The sequence below is a fragment of the Candidatus Omnitrophota bacterium genome, from assembly GCA_028707125.1.
Lineage (GTDB): Bacteria > Omnitrophota > Gorgyraeia > Gygaellales > JAQTUX01 > JAQTUX01.
The window spans coordinates 209074-225162 of the sequence record JAQTUX010000001.1 but is presented as its reverse complement, the minus strand read 5'-3'; the positions used below and the strand labels follow the sequence as shown (position 1 = coordinate 225162).

The window sequence follows — 16089 nt, the reverse complement described above, 5'->3', positions numbered from 1 at the left end:
AACTCATAACGCACCTCCTTCAATTATGCCGCTTTCAATTGTAAATTATCACTGCTGCATCCAACTTGCAATGATTTTTCTTGATTTGGCTATTTCCATGGCCCATAAGGTAAAAGAGGAGAATACCGCGGCTACAAGCCAATCAAGCGGGCTTAAGTCCTGCGTCTTAAACACCACTTGAAAATACGGCAGATGGACTACAGCCACCTGCAGCAGCAACGAGACAAATGCCGCCAGGACAAGCCTCTTATTGGTAAGGATACCGATCTTAAACAGCGATAACGACTGGCTTCTGCAGTTAAAAGAATGGAACAACTGCGAGCAGCAAAGCACGACAAAGGCGGCTGTGCGCGCCCGCGGCAGGCCGCCCTTTTCAATAAACAGGACGAATACAAAGGCCAGGATCGTGCATAAGGCGATTGCCCCGCCCTGGCATAGCATAATATAAGCGCTTTTTCTCGTTACTATCGCTTCGTTGGCATGCCGCGGCGGCAGCTGCATTATTTTCGGGCTGTATGGGTCGGTGCCTAAGGCGAGGGCGGGAAGCCCGTCGGTGATCAGGTTTACCCAGAGCAGGTGTATGGGTAGAAGCGGCAGGGGCAGCCAGAAGAAACTGGAGAAAAACATCACCAGCACCTCTCCTACGTTGCAGGAGAGAAGATAGTGGATAAACTTCTTTATGTTCTCATATATACCGCGGCCCTCTTCCACCGCCGCGACAATGGAAGCGAAATTATTGTCTGTTACGACCATATCCGACGCTTCCTTGGCGACATCAGTGCCAGCGCCCATTGCCACGCCTATGTCTGCTTCTGCCAGCGCGGGGGCGTCATTCACGCCGTCGCCTGTCATTGCCACAATATGCCCCCTTGACTTCAGGGCGCGGATGATCTTAAGTTTATGCTCCGCGGATATGCGGGCGTATACCGGTATGCCTTCTACCTCTTTAGCCAGCTGCTCATCGGTTTTATCTTGAAGTTCATCGCCGCCTAAGACAATACTGCCTTCGCCGAAAATGCCTATTTGCCTGGCGACTGCCACGGCCGTATTCTTATGGTCGCCGGTGACCATGATGCTTTTTATTCCCGCCCTGAAACATTTGTTGATCGCGTCCACAACCTCTTCCCTGGGAGGGTCGATCATCGCGATCAACCCGGCAAAGACAAGCCCGTTCTCTACCGCGTCCGAATCATACCTGTTGATCTCTTCCCCTACGGGCCTGTAGGCAACCGCGAGCACGCGCATTGCCTTTGAAGCAAAGGAGTCGTTCGCCCGGATGATCTGCCCCGTATCGGACGGCGCCATCTCCCTTACGCCGCCGCCTTCTTCTATAATATGGCTGCATCTATTTAACACTACTTCGGGAGCGCCTTTGACGTAGGCGGCCTTGCCTGAATCGCCCTGGCGTATAACGGTCATCATTTTGCGCTCTGAATCAAAGGGGATCTCTTCAATAAATGTATTCGTTTCCTCCAGATCCTCCTTCGTGATCCCGACCTTGGCAGCCGCGACCAGCAAGGCGCCTTCAGTAGGGTCTCCCACTATCCTGTATTTGCCTGCCTCATCCCTTATCTGCGCCGAATTACACAGAACACTTATTGTGAAGGCCTTCATCAACAGGGGATGCTTGCCTGTATCAATCCTATTGCCCTCTATTTCAAAACCGCCTTCCGAAGCATATCCTGTCCCCGTTACATCATATGTCCTGCCGCCTGCCCAGGCCCTCTGGACAGTCATTTCATTCTTCGTAAGCGTGCCTGTCTTATCGGAACATATAACGGTCGTGCATCCCAATGTCTCAACCGCGTGCAGTTTCCTTATTAAGGCATGGTGCCTTACCATCCGCTGCACACCCAGGGCAAGGCTTATCGTAACAACCGCCGGCAGGCCTTCGGGGATCGCGGCCACCGCCAGGCTTACCGCCGTAAGGAACATCTCCAGTATTTCGCCGCCCCGCAGTATGCCTAATATAAAAACAAGGGTGACCACTGCCAGGCACATATACACCACCCACTGCCCGAACTTCTCAAGTTTCCTCTGCAAGGGCGTCTGCGATATGCTCGCCTCCTGCACCATCTCGGCGATCCTGCCCAGCTCCGTATTCATTCCCGTAGCCACGATTACCGCCCTGGCCTTACCAGATACGGCGGAGGTGCCCATATAAATTATGTTCGCCCTGTCGGCAAAAACAGTGTCCTTTTCCTTTAATGTATAAGAGGTTTTTGCCACGGGGGTGGACTCTCCGGTCAACGCCGCTTCCTGAGCCATAAAATTAGGGGTACTGTATATTATCCTGGCGTCGGCAGGTACGCTGTCCCCCGCCTCGATCTCGATCAAGTCGCCCGGGACAAGCCGCGAGGAAGGCAGGATATCAAGAAGGCCATCGCGGACCACTTTTGATACGGGGATAGCCAGCTTCTTTAGCGCCTTAAGGGTCTTTTCAGCGCGGAACTCCTGTATAAAACCCAGCACGGCATTGAGCATCACGATCACGATTATCGCCAACGCGTCTACCCATTCCTTCAAAATGCCGGAAATAATGCTGGCGGCGATAAGGACCCATATTATAAAGTCATTGAACTGCCCGCAAAAAATAAAAAAGGCACAACGCCCTTTTTTTTCTTTCAGGACATTCTGCCCGTATTGCTCTAAGCGCCTGAGCGCTTCCTGCCCGCTGATCCCTTTTGCAGGATCGGAGCCGAGCCGCTCCAGCGCCTCGGCAGCGTCAATGTTATGCCATAATGGCTGATTCATATTGCCCGGTATTAAACCGCCTCTACCCTCTTGACCTCGGGGATCTCTTCTTTAAGCGCCCTTTCGATCCCGTTCTTTAATGTCATAGAGCTCATCGGGCAGCCGACGCAGGCGCCTGTAAGGCGCACCTTTACAACCCCCTCTTTCTCATCTACGGCCACTAACTCTACATTGCCCCCATCGGCATAAAGCATAGATCTTATTTTATCCAGGCTTTTCTCAACCTTGTCTTTTAACATATCTCATCCTCCGGTTTGTTTAATGAGCAGACCCTTGACATTTTATTATCAGTTTGCCACAGTAAAATGTCAAGGGTAAATTCGGACATATAAGTTATGTCGCATATTATAGCATAGAGCTCCATAACTTATGTCCTTATTTATTTTTCCAGAACGAATATACCGATATGGGCAAACAAGTTGGGCAGCAGATATATTTTCTTTCCCCGCCAGAGAAAATACGGCTTTATGATCTTGATGTCCCTGGCTCCGCAGAATTTCATAAAGTCCTTTATGCTTAAAAAATGCACATTGGGAGTATTATACCAGGTGTAAGGAAGAGAGGCGGTGACAGGAGAGATGCCTTTGAAGAAAAGCTGGCACCTTGCCCTCAGATACGCGAAGTTGGGAAACCCTATTATCACCTTCTTGCCCACCCTTAAGGCCTCATAGATCACCCGTTCGCTGTTCCTGGTTTCCTGCAGGCTCTGGTTGAGTATAACGTAATCAAACGACTTATCCGGATAGCCGGACAGGCCGGATTCTATGTCGCTGTGGAACACGCTCAGGCCCCGCGCCACGCAGTCGTATATCGCCTCCTCCCTGATGTCCGTGCCCTGGCCCCGTACGCCCTTCTTATCCTGGAGCAAAGAAAGCAGCTCTCCGTCGCCGCAGCCCAGGTCAAGGACATAGGAGCCCCGCTCAATAACACCAAGGATTATCTTGTGGTCCGCGCGGACTTTATCTGCCATTTGACACCCTCTGTAAAAAATGTTTTATTAAATGCGTCTCTTCCTCAAACTCAAGCAGAAAGGCGTCATGGCCGTAATCAGACCTTATCTCGCAGAAGGTGGTATCCCTGCCCGCGGCCTTAAGGGCGCCTACTATTTCCTGTGATTGATATTTCGGATAAAGCCAGTCCGAACTGAAGGAAATGACCAGGAAGCGCGCCTGTGTATCCTTGAATTTTTTAGCGGGGGCGGAGCCCTCTGTAAGGTCAAAATAATCCATTGCCTTTGTTATGTAAAGGTAGGAGTTGGCGTCAAACCTTTTGACAAAATCATCCCCCCTGTAGCGCAGATAACCCTCTACTTCAAATTCCGTAGTGAACTCATAGCCGTATTCGGTCCTGCCCTTGAGCCGCCTGCCGAATTTCTCCTGCATTGAGACATCGCTCATATAGGTGATATGGCCTACCATCCTGGCAACGGAAAGCCCCCTTGCCGGAACGCTCTTGCCGTAATAGTTGCCGGCCTGCCAGTCAGGGTCGGCCATGATCGCCTGCCTTCCCACTTCATCAAAGGCGATCTGAAGCGCGGAATGTTTTACGCAGGTGGCGATCGGTATGACTGATGCCACCTTGCCGGGGAAAGACACCGGCCACTGAAGCGCCTGCATGCCTCCGAAAGAACCGCCGCATACACAAAGCACCTTTTCTATCCCCAGATAATCAAGCAGCAGTTTCTGCGCGTTAACTATATCCGCGACAGTCACTATGGGAAAATCCAGGGCGTAGGGCTTGCCGGTATCGGGGTTAAGGGATGACGGGCCGGTTGAGCCCCTGCATCCTCCGAGGATATTGGAGGATATGACGAAATATTTATCGGTATCAAATGCCTTGCCCGGGCCGATCATGCCGTCCCACCATCCCGGCGACTCTGAGCCCTCGCTCAGCCCCGCGGCGTGCGCGTCGCCTGAAAGCGCGTGCGCTATCAAAACGGCGTTGGATCTTTCAGGATTAAGCGCGCCGTAGGTCTCATACGCCAGAGTGAGAGGGCAGAGCTTCAATCCGCTCTCCAAAACCAGCTCTTTGTCGTAATTAAAATATAAGGTCTTTACCCTGCCCACGTCTGATCCTTTCTTCATTATGATTATGCCCCTTTAATATATTATTCCTGAAACAACCAGGTGCTTAGATACCGCTCTCCCGTATCAGGCACTATAACGACTATGAGCTTTCCCTTATTTTCCTCTCTTTTACCTATATTAACAGCGGCACAGACCGCTGCCCCGGCTGAAATACCTGCCAGTATGCCTTCTTCTTTCGCCAGCCGCCTGGCAAAGACCCCCGCGTCCTCATTTGAAACCTTGATCACCTCGTCAATCGTATCCATGTTAAGGACCTGCGGCAGGAACCCCGCGCCGATGCCCTGGATCTTATGCGCGCCGGGCTTACCCCCTGAAAGCACGGGCGAATCCTTCGGCTCAACCGCTATCGCCTTAAAAGAGCCCTTGCGCTTTTTTATCGCTTCCGCGATGCCTGTGATCGTGCCGCCCGTGCCTACGCCCGAAACCAGGATATCCGCTTTTCCGTCGGTGTCCTTCCATATCTCCTCAGCCGTGGCCTTACGATGTATCTCCGGATTCGCGGGATTCTCAAATTGTTGAGGCATAAACGCGCCGGGGATATTCCTCGTGAGCTCTTCCGCCTTTTCCACGGCCCCCTTCATTCCCAGCGTCCCGTCGGTAAGCACAAGTTCGGCGCCAAAGATCTTCAGCAGCTGCCTGCGCTCTATGCTCATCGTATCCGGCATGGTCAATATAAGCTTATATCCTTTTGCCGCGGCAACAAAGGCAAGGGCGACGCCTGTATTGCCGCTGGTGGGCTCCACTATAACTGAGCCCTTTTTAAGCAGGCCTCGTTTTTCCGCGTCTTCGACCATGGCAACGCCTATGCGGTCCTTCACGCTGGACAGGGGATTGAAAAATTCCAGTTTAGCGACGATATCGGCAACACAGCCATTAGCGATAGATTTCAATCTCACGAGCGGCGTATTGCCTACTGTCCTGGTGATATCTTCAAAGATACGAGCCATGCTCTCTCTCCTTTATGATTTTGACGTGGCTTTCAACGCCTGGTCAATGTCTTCTTTTATATCCTCAATATCCTCAAGCCCGACCGAAAGCCGTATATAGTCCTCTGTAACACCGGTGGCCTCCTGCTCCTGCCGGGTTAACTGTTGATGCGTGGTAGAAGCGGGATGTATTACCAGTGTCTTCGCGTCGCCGATATTGGCCAGATGAGACAGGAGTTTAACCGAATCAATGAATTTCCTGCCCGCCTTGACCCCGCCCTTTATGCCAAAGCCTATCAACGCGCCAAAGCCGTTCTTTAAATATTTCTTTGCCACGGCGTAATTGGGGCTGTCGGGCAGGCCGGGATAATTTACCCAGCTGACCTTAGGATGGCTCTTCAGAAAGCGCGCAACCTCCAGGGCGTTCTCAGAATGTTTTCTGACGCGTAAGTGCAGGGTCTCCAGGCCCTGTAAAAAAAGAAACGCGTTGAAGGGGCTTAACGCGGCTCCTATATCGCGCAAAAGCTGGACCCTTGCCTTGATTATAAACGCCACATTTCCCAGGCCGGGAAAATTGCCGAATACATCCCAGAATTTAAGGCCGTGATAACTTGGGTCCGGCTCGGTAAATTCGGGGAACTTTCCGTTGTTCCACTTGAATTTGCCGGAATCCACGATAACTCCGCCTACCGAGGTGCCGTGGCCTCCGATGAATTTCGTGGCGGAGGAAATAATAATATCCGCGCCGTAATCAAACGGCCTGGACAGCCCGACGCCGACGGTGTTGTCAACGACGAAAGGGATGCCGGCGTCGTGGGCGATTTTGGCGATCACCTCAAAATCAGGGATGTCCAATTTGGGGTTGCCTATGGTCTCCGCGTAGATCGCGCGCGTTTTGTCCGTAACCGCCTTTTTGAATTCCTGCGGCCTGGTGGAATCCACGAACTTTGCCTTCCTGCCCAATTTGGGGAAGGTATAATGAAGCAGCTGATATGTCCCGCCGTAAAGATTGTTTGCCGCGACTATCTCATCGCCGACCCGGGTGATATTTAAAAGCGCCAGGGCCTCCGCTGCCTGGCCCGAGGAAACGGCCAACGCCCCGCTGCCGCCTTCAAGCGCGGCAACGCGCTTTTCAAATACGTCGGTGGTGGGATTCATCAGCCGCGTATATATATTGCCGAATTCTTTCAGGGCAAACAGGTTGGCCGCGTGCTCGGTATCCTTAAATACATAAGAAGTGGTCTGATAGATCGGCACAGCCCTCGCGCCCGTAGTTGGATCAGGCGACTGGCCCGCGTGCAGGGCCTTTGTAGCGAAACGGTAATCACTTTCTTTTGTCATCTCGAATTCTCCCTGGTTTATATATTATAGGTTATTGTTTGTCTGGTCAACCGCTGTTTTAGTTTCTCCGCCAGGTCCTGGAAAGTAACATTGTCCACTATGCCGCTGATCGCCGCCCCTACATCCTTCCAGATATCCTTAAAAACACAACTGTATGTATCCTTGCACCCTTTATAATGAGGGTCCGTAGCGCAAGATATCGGCTCTATTGGGCCGTCAATGAACCTTACGACCTCGCCTAATCTTATCTCTACGGGTTTCCTGGTGAGAAAATATCCGCCGTGTATGCCGCGCTTGGAATCTACAAATCCGCCTTTCTTCAGTTCAAGAAGGACCTGCTCTAAAAACTTTAAAGGCATATCCGCTCCCTTTGCTAATTCGTGGATGGTTACCACGCCTTCGCCGTAACGCAAGGCAAGTTGAAGCAGCGCCTTTAACGCGTAATCTCCTTTATAGCTTATCTGCATAATTCTATAATCCCTATTAACATAGTAGAGTATAACACAAAATAAAAAAATGTCAAGTTCAAATTAAATTATGTACTGCTGAAATTCTACCCTGCTTAAAGGAGGGGCTTTCCTGTCCTGCTTTATGCCGGAAGGAAAAACAACTTCTATGTCTGCCTCCTTGAGCCCGTCCAGATCACAATAAGAAGCCAGGACACCACAGACAAACTCTATCTTTTCAGGCCTCAACACCCCTCTGACTAATACGGTCGGCCCTGCCAGGTCTTCTGAAGGCCGGAAGATAAGATCACCTTCTTTCTTAATGGCCTCCAGCAGGGAATTCTCCCTTTCATCGCGGCCCACGACTATCTTTGCCTTATCGTCAAGGCGTAAATGCCTGCCCGCCTTAAGCAGTTCCACATTGTCCAAGGTCAACTCATCGTGCGCCAGGAGATCCTTGATCCTCTGCGAGAAACCCTTGTCAGTCAAAAGGCAGCCGCCCGCGGAGCAGGGATAATCATTGATGCCCAGCCCCGCTGCCAGCGCCATCTGTTCCTTTCTGGAGCGGCCGCTTATGGCTAACAGTTTTTCTCTGTCCACCCAGCCGTTTGTCTCCGGTATTGTCGGTTCAAATAGTTTTGCCGAAAGCGGCCTTAAAACTAAACCCTCAAGCCCCGCCTCTTTCTCGATCAGATCCATCATCTGCCTGCGCTGGGACATCGGCCTCTGGCCTAAAACTTCCCCTGTAATGATAAAGGAAGCGCCGATCTCCCGCATATACTCCTTCGCCTTCTTAAACGATAATATACGGCAGTCAATGCAGGGGTTCATATTGGAGCCGAAGCCGTGCTTTGGATGCTTAATGATCTCCAACATCTGGGGAGAGACGTTAACGATCTTCAAAGTAATGCCCAACTTTTCGGCAACATGCGCTGCCTCGTGCCTGCATCCGGCGCCTTTGGGCTGTTTTTTATCGCAGGTGCAGAACGGAGTGCGGGTATTCAAGGCGAAGACCTCGATGCCCTGCTCTATGATCAACTTTGTGGCAAGGGTGGAATCCAGCCCGCCGCTGATCAGCGATACCGCCTTCATGACCTCCTCACAAAAATATCCTTCAAAATATCCTCTTCGATCGCTATCTGCGTGTGGCCCACCTGTATGATCGGCACAGGAAGCCGCTGGTGTAAAACTATTTCTACTCCGGGAACAACGCCCATACTGGAAAGCTTGTCCAATCTATGATGGTGCTTGCTCACCACATAGGCCACTTTTGCCTTGCTGCCGAAGGTAAGTTCTGAAAGCGGAAAAATGATCCTGCTGACTTGCTTATGGGCAAGCTCGCAGCATTTTCCCGGCGGTATGGGGCAGCCGTGAGGGCACTCCTTTGGATGCCCAAGCAAAGTGCATATGGCATCGCCTATCTCGGAACTGATAATGTGCTCAAACTTGCAGGCGATCGGTTCTATCAGCGCGGAGCCCAATTCCAGCACATCGGTAAATAAGCGCTCGGTAAGGCGGTGGCCCCTGATGATCATTCTGGCGCGCTCCTCGCCTTTACGGGTGAGGCCCAGCGCCTGATCCTTTATCTCAAGCAGCCCCTTCTCCTGCATCTGCCTGAGGTGGGCGTCGCTTATATTCTCTTCCTTGCAGCTGATAAGCTGCTGTACGCTGTTCTGCCCCCTCTCCCTGAACATCCATACCTGCTCAAGTATCTCATCTGTCTTTTTCTGATCGATCATATCCTCACCCCTAAATAACTAATAATAAAATTCACCGCCCCTCCTGTCAATACGGCGACAAGCATCACGAAGAAGAATATGGCCAATCCCGCCTTCAGCCCCCTTTCTTTTACTGCCACGAAAAACTGCGCGATGCAGGGCACAAACAATGTGATCACGATTATGCTTACCAGAATCTGAAGGTTGGTCAGGGCGCCGTCCTTCTGCAGGGCATAGAGCCCGGCAGCGCCGTAATCGCGCCTTAGAAAACCTATTATAAAGGACTCGGTCGCCTTAGCAGGCAGCCCGAGGAAACCCTGAACAACCGGAGAAAAAAAGCCCTCTATTCTGACAAGCACTCCCAGCTTATCAAATATAAACAACATCAATGTCCCGATCATAAACAGAGGGACCGCCTCCTTAAGATACCATTGTAATCTAGCCAGCAATTTTGTCAAAATATTGCTGATTTTGGGCAGGCGCAGAGGCGGCAGTTCCATAATGAAATCCGAACGCTTGCCCGGGATGGCCTTATCCATGACGAAGCCGATCACCAGAAGAATAAACGCGATCACTGCCACCCAGATAAGCATCGCGCCCCTTGAAACAGCCGCGAGCATACCCAGTATTACGCCTAACTGCGCTGAGCAGGGAATGGCCAGGGCCAGAAGCACGGTGGCGATAAGCCGTTCCTTTTTTGTCTCAAGGATCCTGGTGGTAAGCACTGCCATTGTGCCGCAACCGAGCCCCAGCACCATAGGCAGGACCGCCTTTCCGTGCAGTCCAAGCCGCCTGAACACCTTATCCATAACCACAGACAGCCGCGGCAGGTACCCTGTGTCCTCCAATATGCCGAAGGCAAGAAAAAACGCGGAGACAATGGGAAGGATTATCGCCAGAGAATAAGTCAACGCCATGGTTATAACGCCGTATTCGCCTATGAACATATCTCTTACAAACGCGTATGGGATGAACCTGCCCAATACAGCCGTTATCCAGGGGTTAAAATATTCTCCGAAGGCCTTTTCTTCCAAAAAATCAACCGCTGTTCCCGCGCTGAATTCACCTACGAACTTATAAAGTAAAAACAATATGAACAAGGCAAAAATCCCGCCCCACAAAGGCGAAACCATCCAGTTCCCCAGCCGTTCCAGAAATAATTTTGACTTCAAAATCTCCTCTTTAACGACCTTCCTGATAATCGCGTCTATATGGGCAAACTTGCTGTGGTCAATAACCCGGCTCATCCTGCCTGATAAGCGGCTCTCCAGGGCCGCGGCCTCTTGTTCGATCTGCCGGATATTTTCAGCATCTACGCCGCCTAAGATATCACGCAAGAACGCGGCATCCCTGCTTAAAAGCATAATGCCGGTAAGCCGTTTTGAAACCCCGCCTTGAGGAATCAGCCGCGATATCCTCTCTATTGCCTGTTCTATAAACTCGGGGTATCCGACTTCATGTGAAGAAACCCTGGCCTTCGGCACAGCGTGGATCAAGTTATTTATGCCTGTTTTTTCAATGGCAATCGTGGGTATGACATCAACGCCCAATATCAGCGAAAGGCCCTTTGCATCTATCTTGACCCTTCTTTCTTCCGCTTCATCCATCATATTTAAGGCGAGGACAAGCGGCAGCCCGGACTCGATCAGCTGCAGGGTTAAAAACAGCGAGCGCTTAAGGTTCTTGGCGTCAATTATCTGCACAACCGCCTTTACGTTCTCCTTGTACAGTATATCGCGCGTTACCCTCTCGTCCTCCGATGAGGGAATAAGGCTGTTTGTGCCCGGGGTGTCAAGGACGGAGTAAGATCTGTCAAACCTGAAAATACCCCGCGCCACCTCCACGGTCGTCCCCGGATAATTGGACACGGTCACGTATTCGCCGGTAAAAAGATTAAAAATAACCGACTTGCCGACATTGGGATTGCCGACAAGGGCGATCGCGCCTTTATGCGAAAAATCTATCCTGTCTTTATCCATGCCCTACCTCAAGATGGACACACCCCGGGAGCGTAAGAAGCCGTTGCGCCCCAGGGGTGCGCGCAGATAAGTCCCGGTCTTTGTTTTATTTTATCAGCGCCTGCCGCACAATAAAGCCGGCGAACACTATGGAGACCATGGACATAAGCTTTATCAATATATTCAAGGCGGGCCCGGCGGTATCCTTAAACGGGTCCCCCACGGTATCGCCGACAACGCCGGCCTTGTGCGCCTGGCTTCCCTTACCGCCCAGGAATCCTTCTTCTATATATTTCTTGGCGTTGTCCCAGGCGCCGCCTGAATTTGCCATCATTACCGCTAAGACGAAACCGGATACCAGCGCGCCCACCAGCAACCCCACTTCCGCCTCAACGCCGATAAGAAAACCAGTTACAATGGGAGAAAGTATCGCCAGTAACGACGGTATTATCATTTCTTTCTGGGCGGCTAAAGTAGTGATGCGTACGCAAGAAGCGCAGTCCGGCTTGGCAGTGCCTTCCATCAACCCGGGGATCTCTTTGAACTGCCTCCTGACCTCTATAACGATTTTGCCCGCGGCCCTGCCCACGGCGCGCATCAGCATAGCGGAAAAAACAAAAGGGAGCATACCTCCTATGAATACGCCCACCAATACAGCGGGATCCATCAAAGAAGAGGTTATCTCCTTGCCGTACATAGCGATCTGTTCTTTGTAGGCCACGATCAATGCCAGCGCCGTTAACGCGGCAGAGCCGATGGCGAAACCCTTGCCTGTTGCCGCGGTTGTATTTCCCAGGGAATCCAAGGCATCCGTCCTTTTTCTTACTTCGGGCTCAAGCCCTGCCATTTGGGCGTTGCCGCCGGCATTATCTGCAACCGGGCCGTAGGCATCTGTTGCCAGCGTGATGCCCAGAGTGGAAAGCATGCCTACCGCGGCAATACCTACGCCGTAGAGGCCGGCATTGAAATTAGACGCGCCGCCGGCTAAAAAGTAACTGGCCAGTACCGCCGCGCCCACTACTATCACGGGGACGGCTGTAGAAAACATACCTACCGCCAGGCCCTCAATGATAACCGTTGCCGGCCCTGTTTGCGCGGCATTGGAGATCATGCGAGTGGGAGAATAACGGCTTGAGGTAAAAAATTCCGTGGACAGCCCTATGATAATGCCGGCGATCAATCCCGCCAGCACCGCGTAATAAACCCCGATGTATTGCATGCCTAAAGAGAATTTGACGATAAAAAATGAGAGTATGGCCACTAAAATGGCGCTGGCAAATACGCCTTTTCTTAACGCCTTAAGCAGCACCCCCTGGTTGGCCTCTTCGCCGCTTTTCACAAAGAATGTGCCGAATATGGAAGCGACAACGCCTACCGCCGCCATAACCATGGGCACGGTAACGCCTTTGACCCCGTATCCCGCGGCCACGCCCAGCACGGAGCTGGCCACGATAGAGCCGACATAGGATTCATACAGATCGGCGCCCATACCGGCAACGTCTCCCACATTGTCTCCCACATTGTCGGCTATAACCGCCGGATTGCGCGGGTCGTCTTCGGGGATGCCCGCCTCAACTTTACCTACGAGGTCGGCGCCTACATCGGCGGCCTTGGTAAAAATACCTCCGCCCACCCTGGCAAATAACGCCTGGCTGCTGGCGCCCATGCCGAAACAAAGCATCGTGGAAGTAATGGCTCCTATTTTATCCAGCCCTAAGGGAGTAGGATGCGAGGAATAATACCAATCAAGAAAATAATACCAGACACTGAGATCAAGCAGGCCCAAGCCGACGACTGTCAGGCCCATTACCGCTCCCGCGGAAAATGCCACGCGCAGCCCGGAGTTCAAACTCTTCATCGCTCCGCTCGCGGTGCGGGCGCTGGAACGGGTGGCTATGTTCATACCGATAAGCCCGGCAAGGCCGGAGAAAAACCCTCCTGTAATAAAGGCAAAGGGCACGAATATAACCAGGTAGTTATTCATCGCCATTATTAAAAGGACTACGAATACCACGGCAAAGAACAGCCCCACGCCTTTATACTGCTGCCTGAGGTAGGCAAACGCGCCTTCCCTTACCTCCTGCGCTATTGAGCGCATCTTTTCATTGCCTTCGTCTTTTTTAAGTATGGACAACGCCAGATAAAAGGCGAATCCCAATGCCAGGATCGAACCGACCGGCGCCAAAATCAACGCGTCAAACATTTTCTCTATCTCCTTTTGTTTAGAATTTAATAAACTCTCTGAATTCCTTAAGCCGGCCGTTGACCTCTGTCAACGTCAGCCGCCGCGTCCTCTCTACGCCGAAACCCTCCACATTAAAAGACGCCATCACAGTGGCGTAGGATATTGCCCTGCGCACAGACGCGTTATTGATGCTGCCTTGCCGGGCGAGATAACCCATAAATCCGCCGGCGAATGTATCGCCCGCGCCGGTAGGATCAACCACCTGCTCCGTAGGAAACGCCGGCAGGCAGAATAATAAATCCTTACTCTTGAAGATGACTCCGTGTTCGCCTTTCTTTATCATGACCATAGGCGGCCCTGAAGATATCAGGCGCCCGGCGGCCTTAATAAGGTTATGCTCTCCTGTTAAACTCCTCGCCTCCGAGTCGTTCAACACAAATATATTCACCTTCTTTATCAATTTAAGCAATGACCTTCTCTTTGTATTTATCCAGAAATTCATACTGTCCAAACCCACGAATTTCGGCTCGCGCATACTGGAAAGCATATGCGACTGTATATCAGGGTCAACGTTCGCCAGAAAAATGTATTTGATATGCCTCTGGTGCCGCGCGACGCTGGGCCTGAAAGCGGACAACACTCCCAGCTCCGTGCTCTTGGTGAGGGCGCTGTTCAGGTCGCCCTTGTATTCGCCCTCCCAGCGGAAGGTCCTGCCTTTTTCCTTGATCAGCGAAGTGAGGATCACGCCTTTGCCGCGTAAAAACTCGATGTGCTTCTGGGGAAAGTCCTCTCCCACGATCGCCACGAGATTCACCTTCGTGAACAGGCGCGCGGACATCGCGAAATGAACGGCGGAGCCGCCAAGTATCTCTTTCCTCTGCCCCCGCGGGGTCTTAACCGTATCCAGCGCGACCGTACCTAATACTATTATACTCATATCTAAATCTTAATGTCGAATTACCCAATGACGAATGTCGAATGAATGTCCAATGCTTAAATGTCCAATGTCCAAATATATTTCTGTTTGGTCATTTAGTCATTGGTCATTTGTCATTCATTCGTCATTCGGATTTCGTCATTAGTCATTTATTTTCTTCGGTATTTTTCTCTTCCGGGGGTTTCTTCTGTTCCGACTGTTTAAGTTCCCTGAGGGCTTCCAGGATCTTTGAAGAGGTCTCCGGGCTTACCACGCGGGGTTTTTCCTCGCCGGGCGCCTTTTCTTCCGCCTGCGGCGCTTTTTCTTTAAGGTCTTCAAACTGCAGTTTCAGATCCTCGTACATCTCCTTGGCATTGGCAAGGTCCTGCCTTGCCTGCCTCACCTCTTCCCTGGCTCCGGCGAGTTCTTTCTTAAGCGTATCTCTTTCCTTTTCTAATTCTCCCTGTAAGGCTGTTTTGCCGGCTGCCTTATCCGGGGATGCCGCCTTCTCTTTAAGGGCCGCTTCGAGTTTTGCCATCTCCCCTTGCGACTTATCAAGCTCTGCCTGCAGCTCCTCGGCCTTGAGCTTAAACGCCGCCTTTTCCCGGACCTCATTCTCCAGGGACTCAAGTTTTGCCGAGATGTCTTTGGTCTTGCGCTGCGTTTCCTCTTCAATGGCGATCTCCAATTCCTTAAGATGGTCCTGTTGGGACTCTATCTCTATCCTCTGCATGGACCTCTCGCGTATGATCATAAACACGACAAATCCCGACAGCCCAAGCAGGCCTCCCGCGATCAGCAGGAAAATCCCCGGCTCAAATAAAGAGGCAATAAGCTCCATATCAACCCCCTTCAGTGTAAGGAGATCCTTGACTCATCCCTGATATTCCCCTCAATATCTTTCGCGCGGATATAACAGGAGCCGTCGTCCTTTACCGTCACCAGGCAATAGTGGTGAAACGGCTCCGGCCCTTCTACCGGGGCATGCAAAGGCGCGCCCGCGCCGCCTGATACGACCTGAAAAATGCCATCCTCCAAGTCCCTGCGGAAATAATGTTCGTGCCCGCAGAAATAAACATCCACGCCTTTATCTTTGAATAAAGCCAATAGGTTGCCGCGCGCCTCGGGATACCTGTCCAAAGAATTACCCTTATGCAGCAGGGAAAAAAGCGGGTGGTGGCCGAACACAAATACTATGCTTGAATTATTGGCGTCCAGATCAAACTTCAGCCACTCTAGCTGCTCATCGCCTACTAAGCCCTGCTGGCCGCCTACCGCGGTATCCAGGACCACGAAATGGGCATTCTGATGATCAAAAGAATAAGCCAGCTCAAGCAGGCTCTGCGGGCCGTTCTCGGGCATGTTAAAGGTCTCCCTTATCAGCCCTTCCGCCTGGCTGCCGTATTTATCTATATCTTCATTCCCCACGCTTATGTATATCGGGGCGCCTGCCGCGGCCATGATGTCCTTCCAGCGCGAAAAATATCCCCTCAACTCCTCTATATCATCGGCGTTGGAATCGCACACCAGATCTCCCGCAAACACTATAAACTCAGGCCTGTCCGACTTGATTAAATCCACCAGCTTAACCAGCACATCTTCGTTAACGCCGTCTTCCCTGCCGTGGTCGCTTCGGCTGTCCCCCATCACCACGAAGGAGAATTCAGCAAAGCAATCCGCCTGGTTTACAAAAGGGGCGGCGCAGATAAACGCTAATAGCCATACCAGAATACGCCTTCTCATTCTGCGGGATATTAT

At 51.7% G+C, this 16089-nt stretch carries 14 protein-coding genes; all 14 read right to left on the bottom strand.

The genetic code is table 11. The annotated features are described in order from the left end of the window. Positions 1 to 48 precede the first annotated feature (48 nt). Positions 49 to 2754, bottom strand: a complete 2706-nt coding sequence (locus tag PHR44_01155) for a cation-translocating P-type ATPase (GenBank protein MDD4909276.1) — start codon at positions 2752 to 2754, stop codon at positions 49 to 51. A gap of 11 nt (positions 2755 to 2765) precedes the next feature. Continuing rightward, entirely contained in the window at positions 2766 to 2993 is a 228-nt protein-coding gene (locus PHR44_01150) for a NifU family protein (GenBank protein MDD4909275.1), read from the bottom strand. A gap of 140 nt (positions 2994 to 3133) precedes the next feature. After that, the gene (gene metW / locus PHR44_01145) at positions 3134 to 3724 is read right to left on the bottom strand and encodes a methionine biosynthesis protein MetW (protein ID MDD4909274.1); all 591 of its coding nucleotides are present in this window, start codon (positions 3722 to 3724) and stop codon (positions 3134 to 3136) included. Next, a complete protein-coding gene (locus tag PHR44_01140) occupies positions 3714 to 4838 on the bottom strand; it encodes a homoserine O-acetyltransferase (GenBank protein ID MDD4909273.1) in 1125 nt (374 codons plus the stop codon). The genes metW and PHR44_01140 overlap by 11 nt, the downstream gene beginning before the upstream one ends. A gap of 23 nt (positions 4839 to 4861) precedes the next feature. Next, entirely contained in the window at positions 4862 to 5788 is a 927-nt protein-coding gene (gene cysK, locus PHR44_01135) for a cysteine synthase A (GenBank protein ID MDD4909272.1), read from the bottom strand. Positions 5789 to 5800: 12 nt separating this feature from the next. Beyond that, positions 5801 to 7108 carry an O-acetylhomoserine aminocarboxypropyltransferase/cysteine synthase gene (locus tag PHR44_01130; GenBank protein MDD4909271.1) on the bottom strand — a complete coding sequence of 436 codons (1308 nt, stop codon included), beginning with the start codon at positions 7106 to 7108 and terminating at the stop codon, positions 5801 to 5803. 17 nt (positions 7109 to 7125) lie between these two features. Beyond that, positions 7126 to 7575 (bottom strand): Rrf2 family transcriptional regulator, encoded by a 450-nt coding sequence (locus PHR44_01125; protein MDD4909270.1) that lies wholly within the window; start codon positions 7573 to 7575, stop codon positions 7126 to 7128. Positions 7576 to 7638: 63 nt separating this feature from the next. After that, positions 7639 to 8646 carry a hypothetical protein gene (locus tag PHR44_01120; protein MDD4909269.1) on the bottom strand — a complete coding sequence of 336 codons (1008 nt, stop codon included), beginning with the start codon at positions 8644 to 8646 and terminating at the stop codon, positions 7639 to 7641. Continuing rightward, positions 8643 to 9293 carry a metal-dependent transcriptional regulator gene (locus PHR44_01115; GenBank protein MDD4909268.1) on the bottom strand — a complete coding sequence of 217 codons (651 nt, stop codon included), beginning with the start codon at positions 9291 to 9293 and terminating at the stop codon, positions 8643 to 8645. The genes PHR44_01120 and PHR44_01115 overlap by 4 nt, the downstream gene beginning before the upstream one ends. Further along, a complete protein-coding gene (feoB, locus tag PHR44_01110; protein ID MDD4909267.1) occupies positions 9290 to 11251 on the bottom strand; it encodes a ferrous iron transport protein B in 1962 nt (653 codons plus the stop codon). The genes PHR44_01115 and feoB overlap by 4 nt, the downstream gene beginning before the upstream one ends. Before the next feature lie 85 nt (positions 11252 to 11336). Further along, positions 11337 to 13433: a sodium-translocating pyrophosphatase gene (locus PHR44_01105; GenBank protein ID MDD4909266.1), complete on the bottom strand. Its 2097-nt coding sequence runs from the start codon at positions 13431 to 13433 to the stop codon at positions 11337 to 11339. Positions 13434 to 13452: 19 nt separating this feature from the next. Then, positions 13453 to 14352: a PfkB family carbohydrate kinase gene (locus PHR44_01100; GenBank protein MDD4909265.1), complete on the bottom strand. Its 900-nt coding sequence runs from the start codon at positions 14350 to 14352 to the stop codon at positions 13453 to 13455. Positions 14353 to 14497: 145 nt separating this feature from the next. Continuing rightward, entirely contained in the window at positions 14498 to 15172 is a 675-nt protein-coding gene (locus PHR44_01095; protein ID MDD4909264.1) for a hypothetical protein, read from the bottom strand. 11 nt (positions 15173 to 15183) lie between these two features. Then, positions 15184 to 16074 carry a metallophosphoesterase gene (locus PHR44_01090; protein MDD4909263.1) on the bottom strand — a complete coding sequence of 297 codons (891 nt, stop codon included), beginning with the start codon at positions 16072 to 16074 and terminating at the stop codon, positions 15184 to 15186. Between the last annotated feature and the right edge of the window lie 15 nt (positions 16075 to 16089).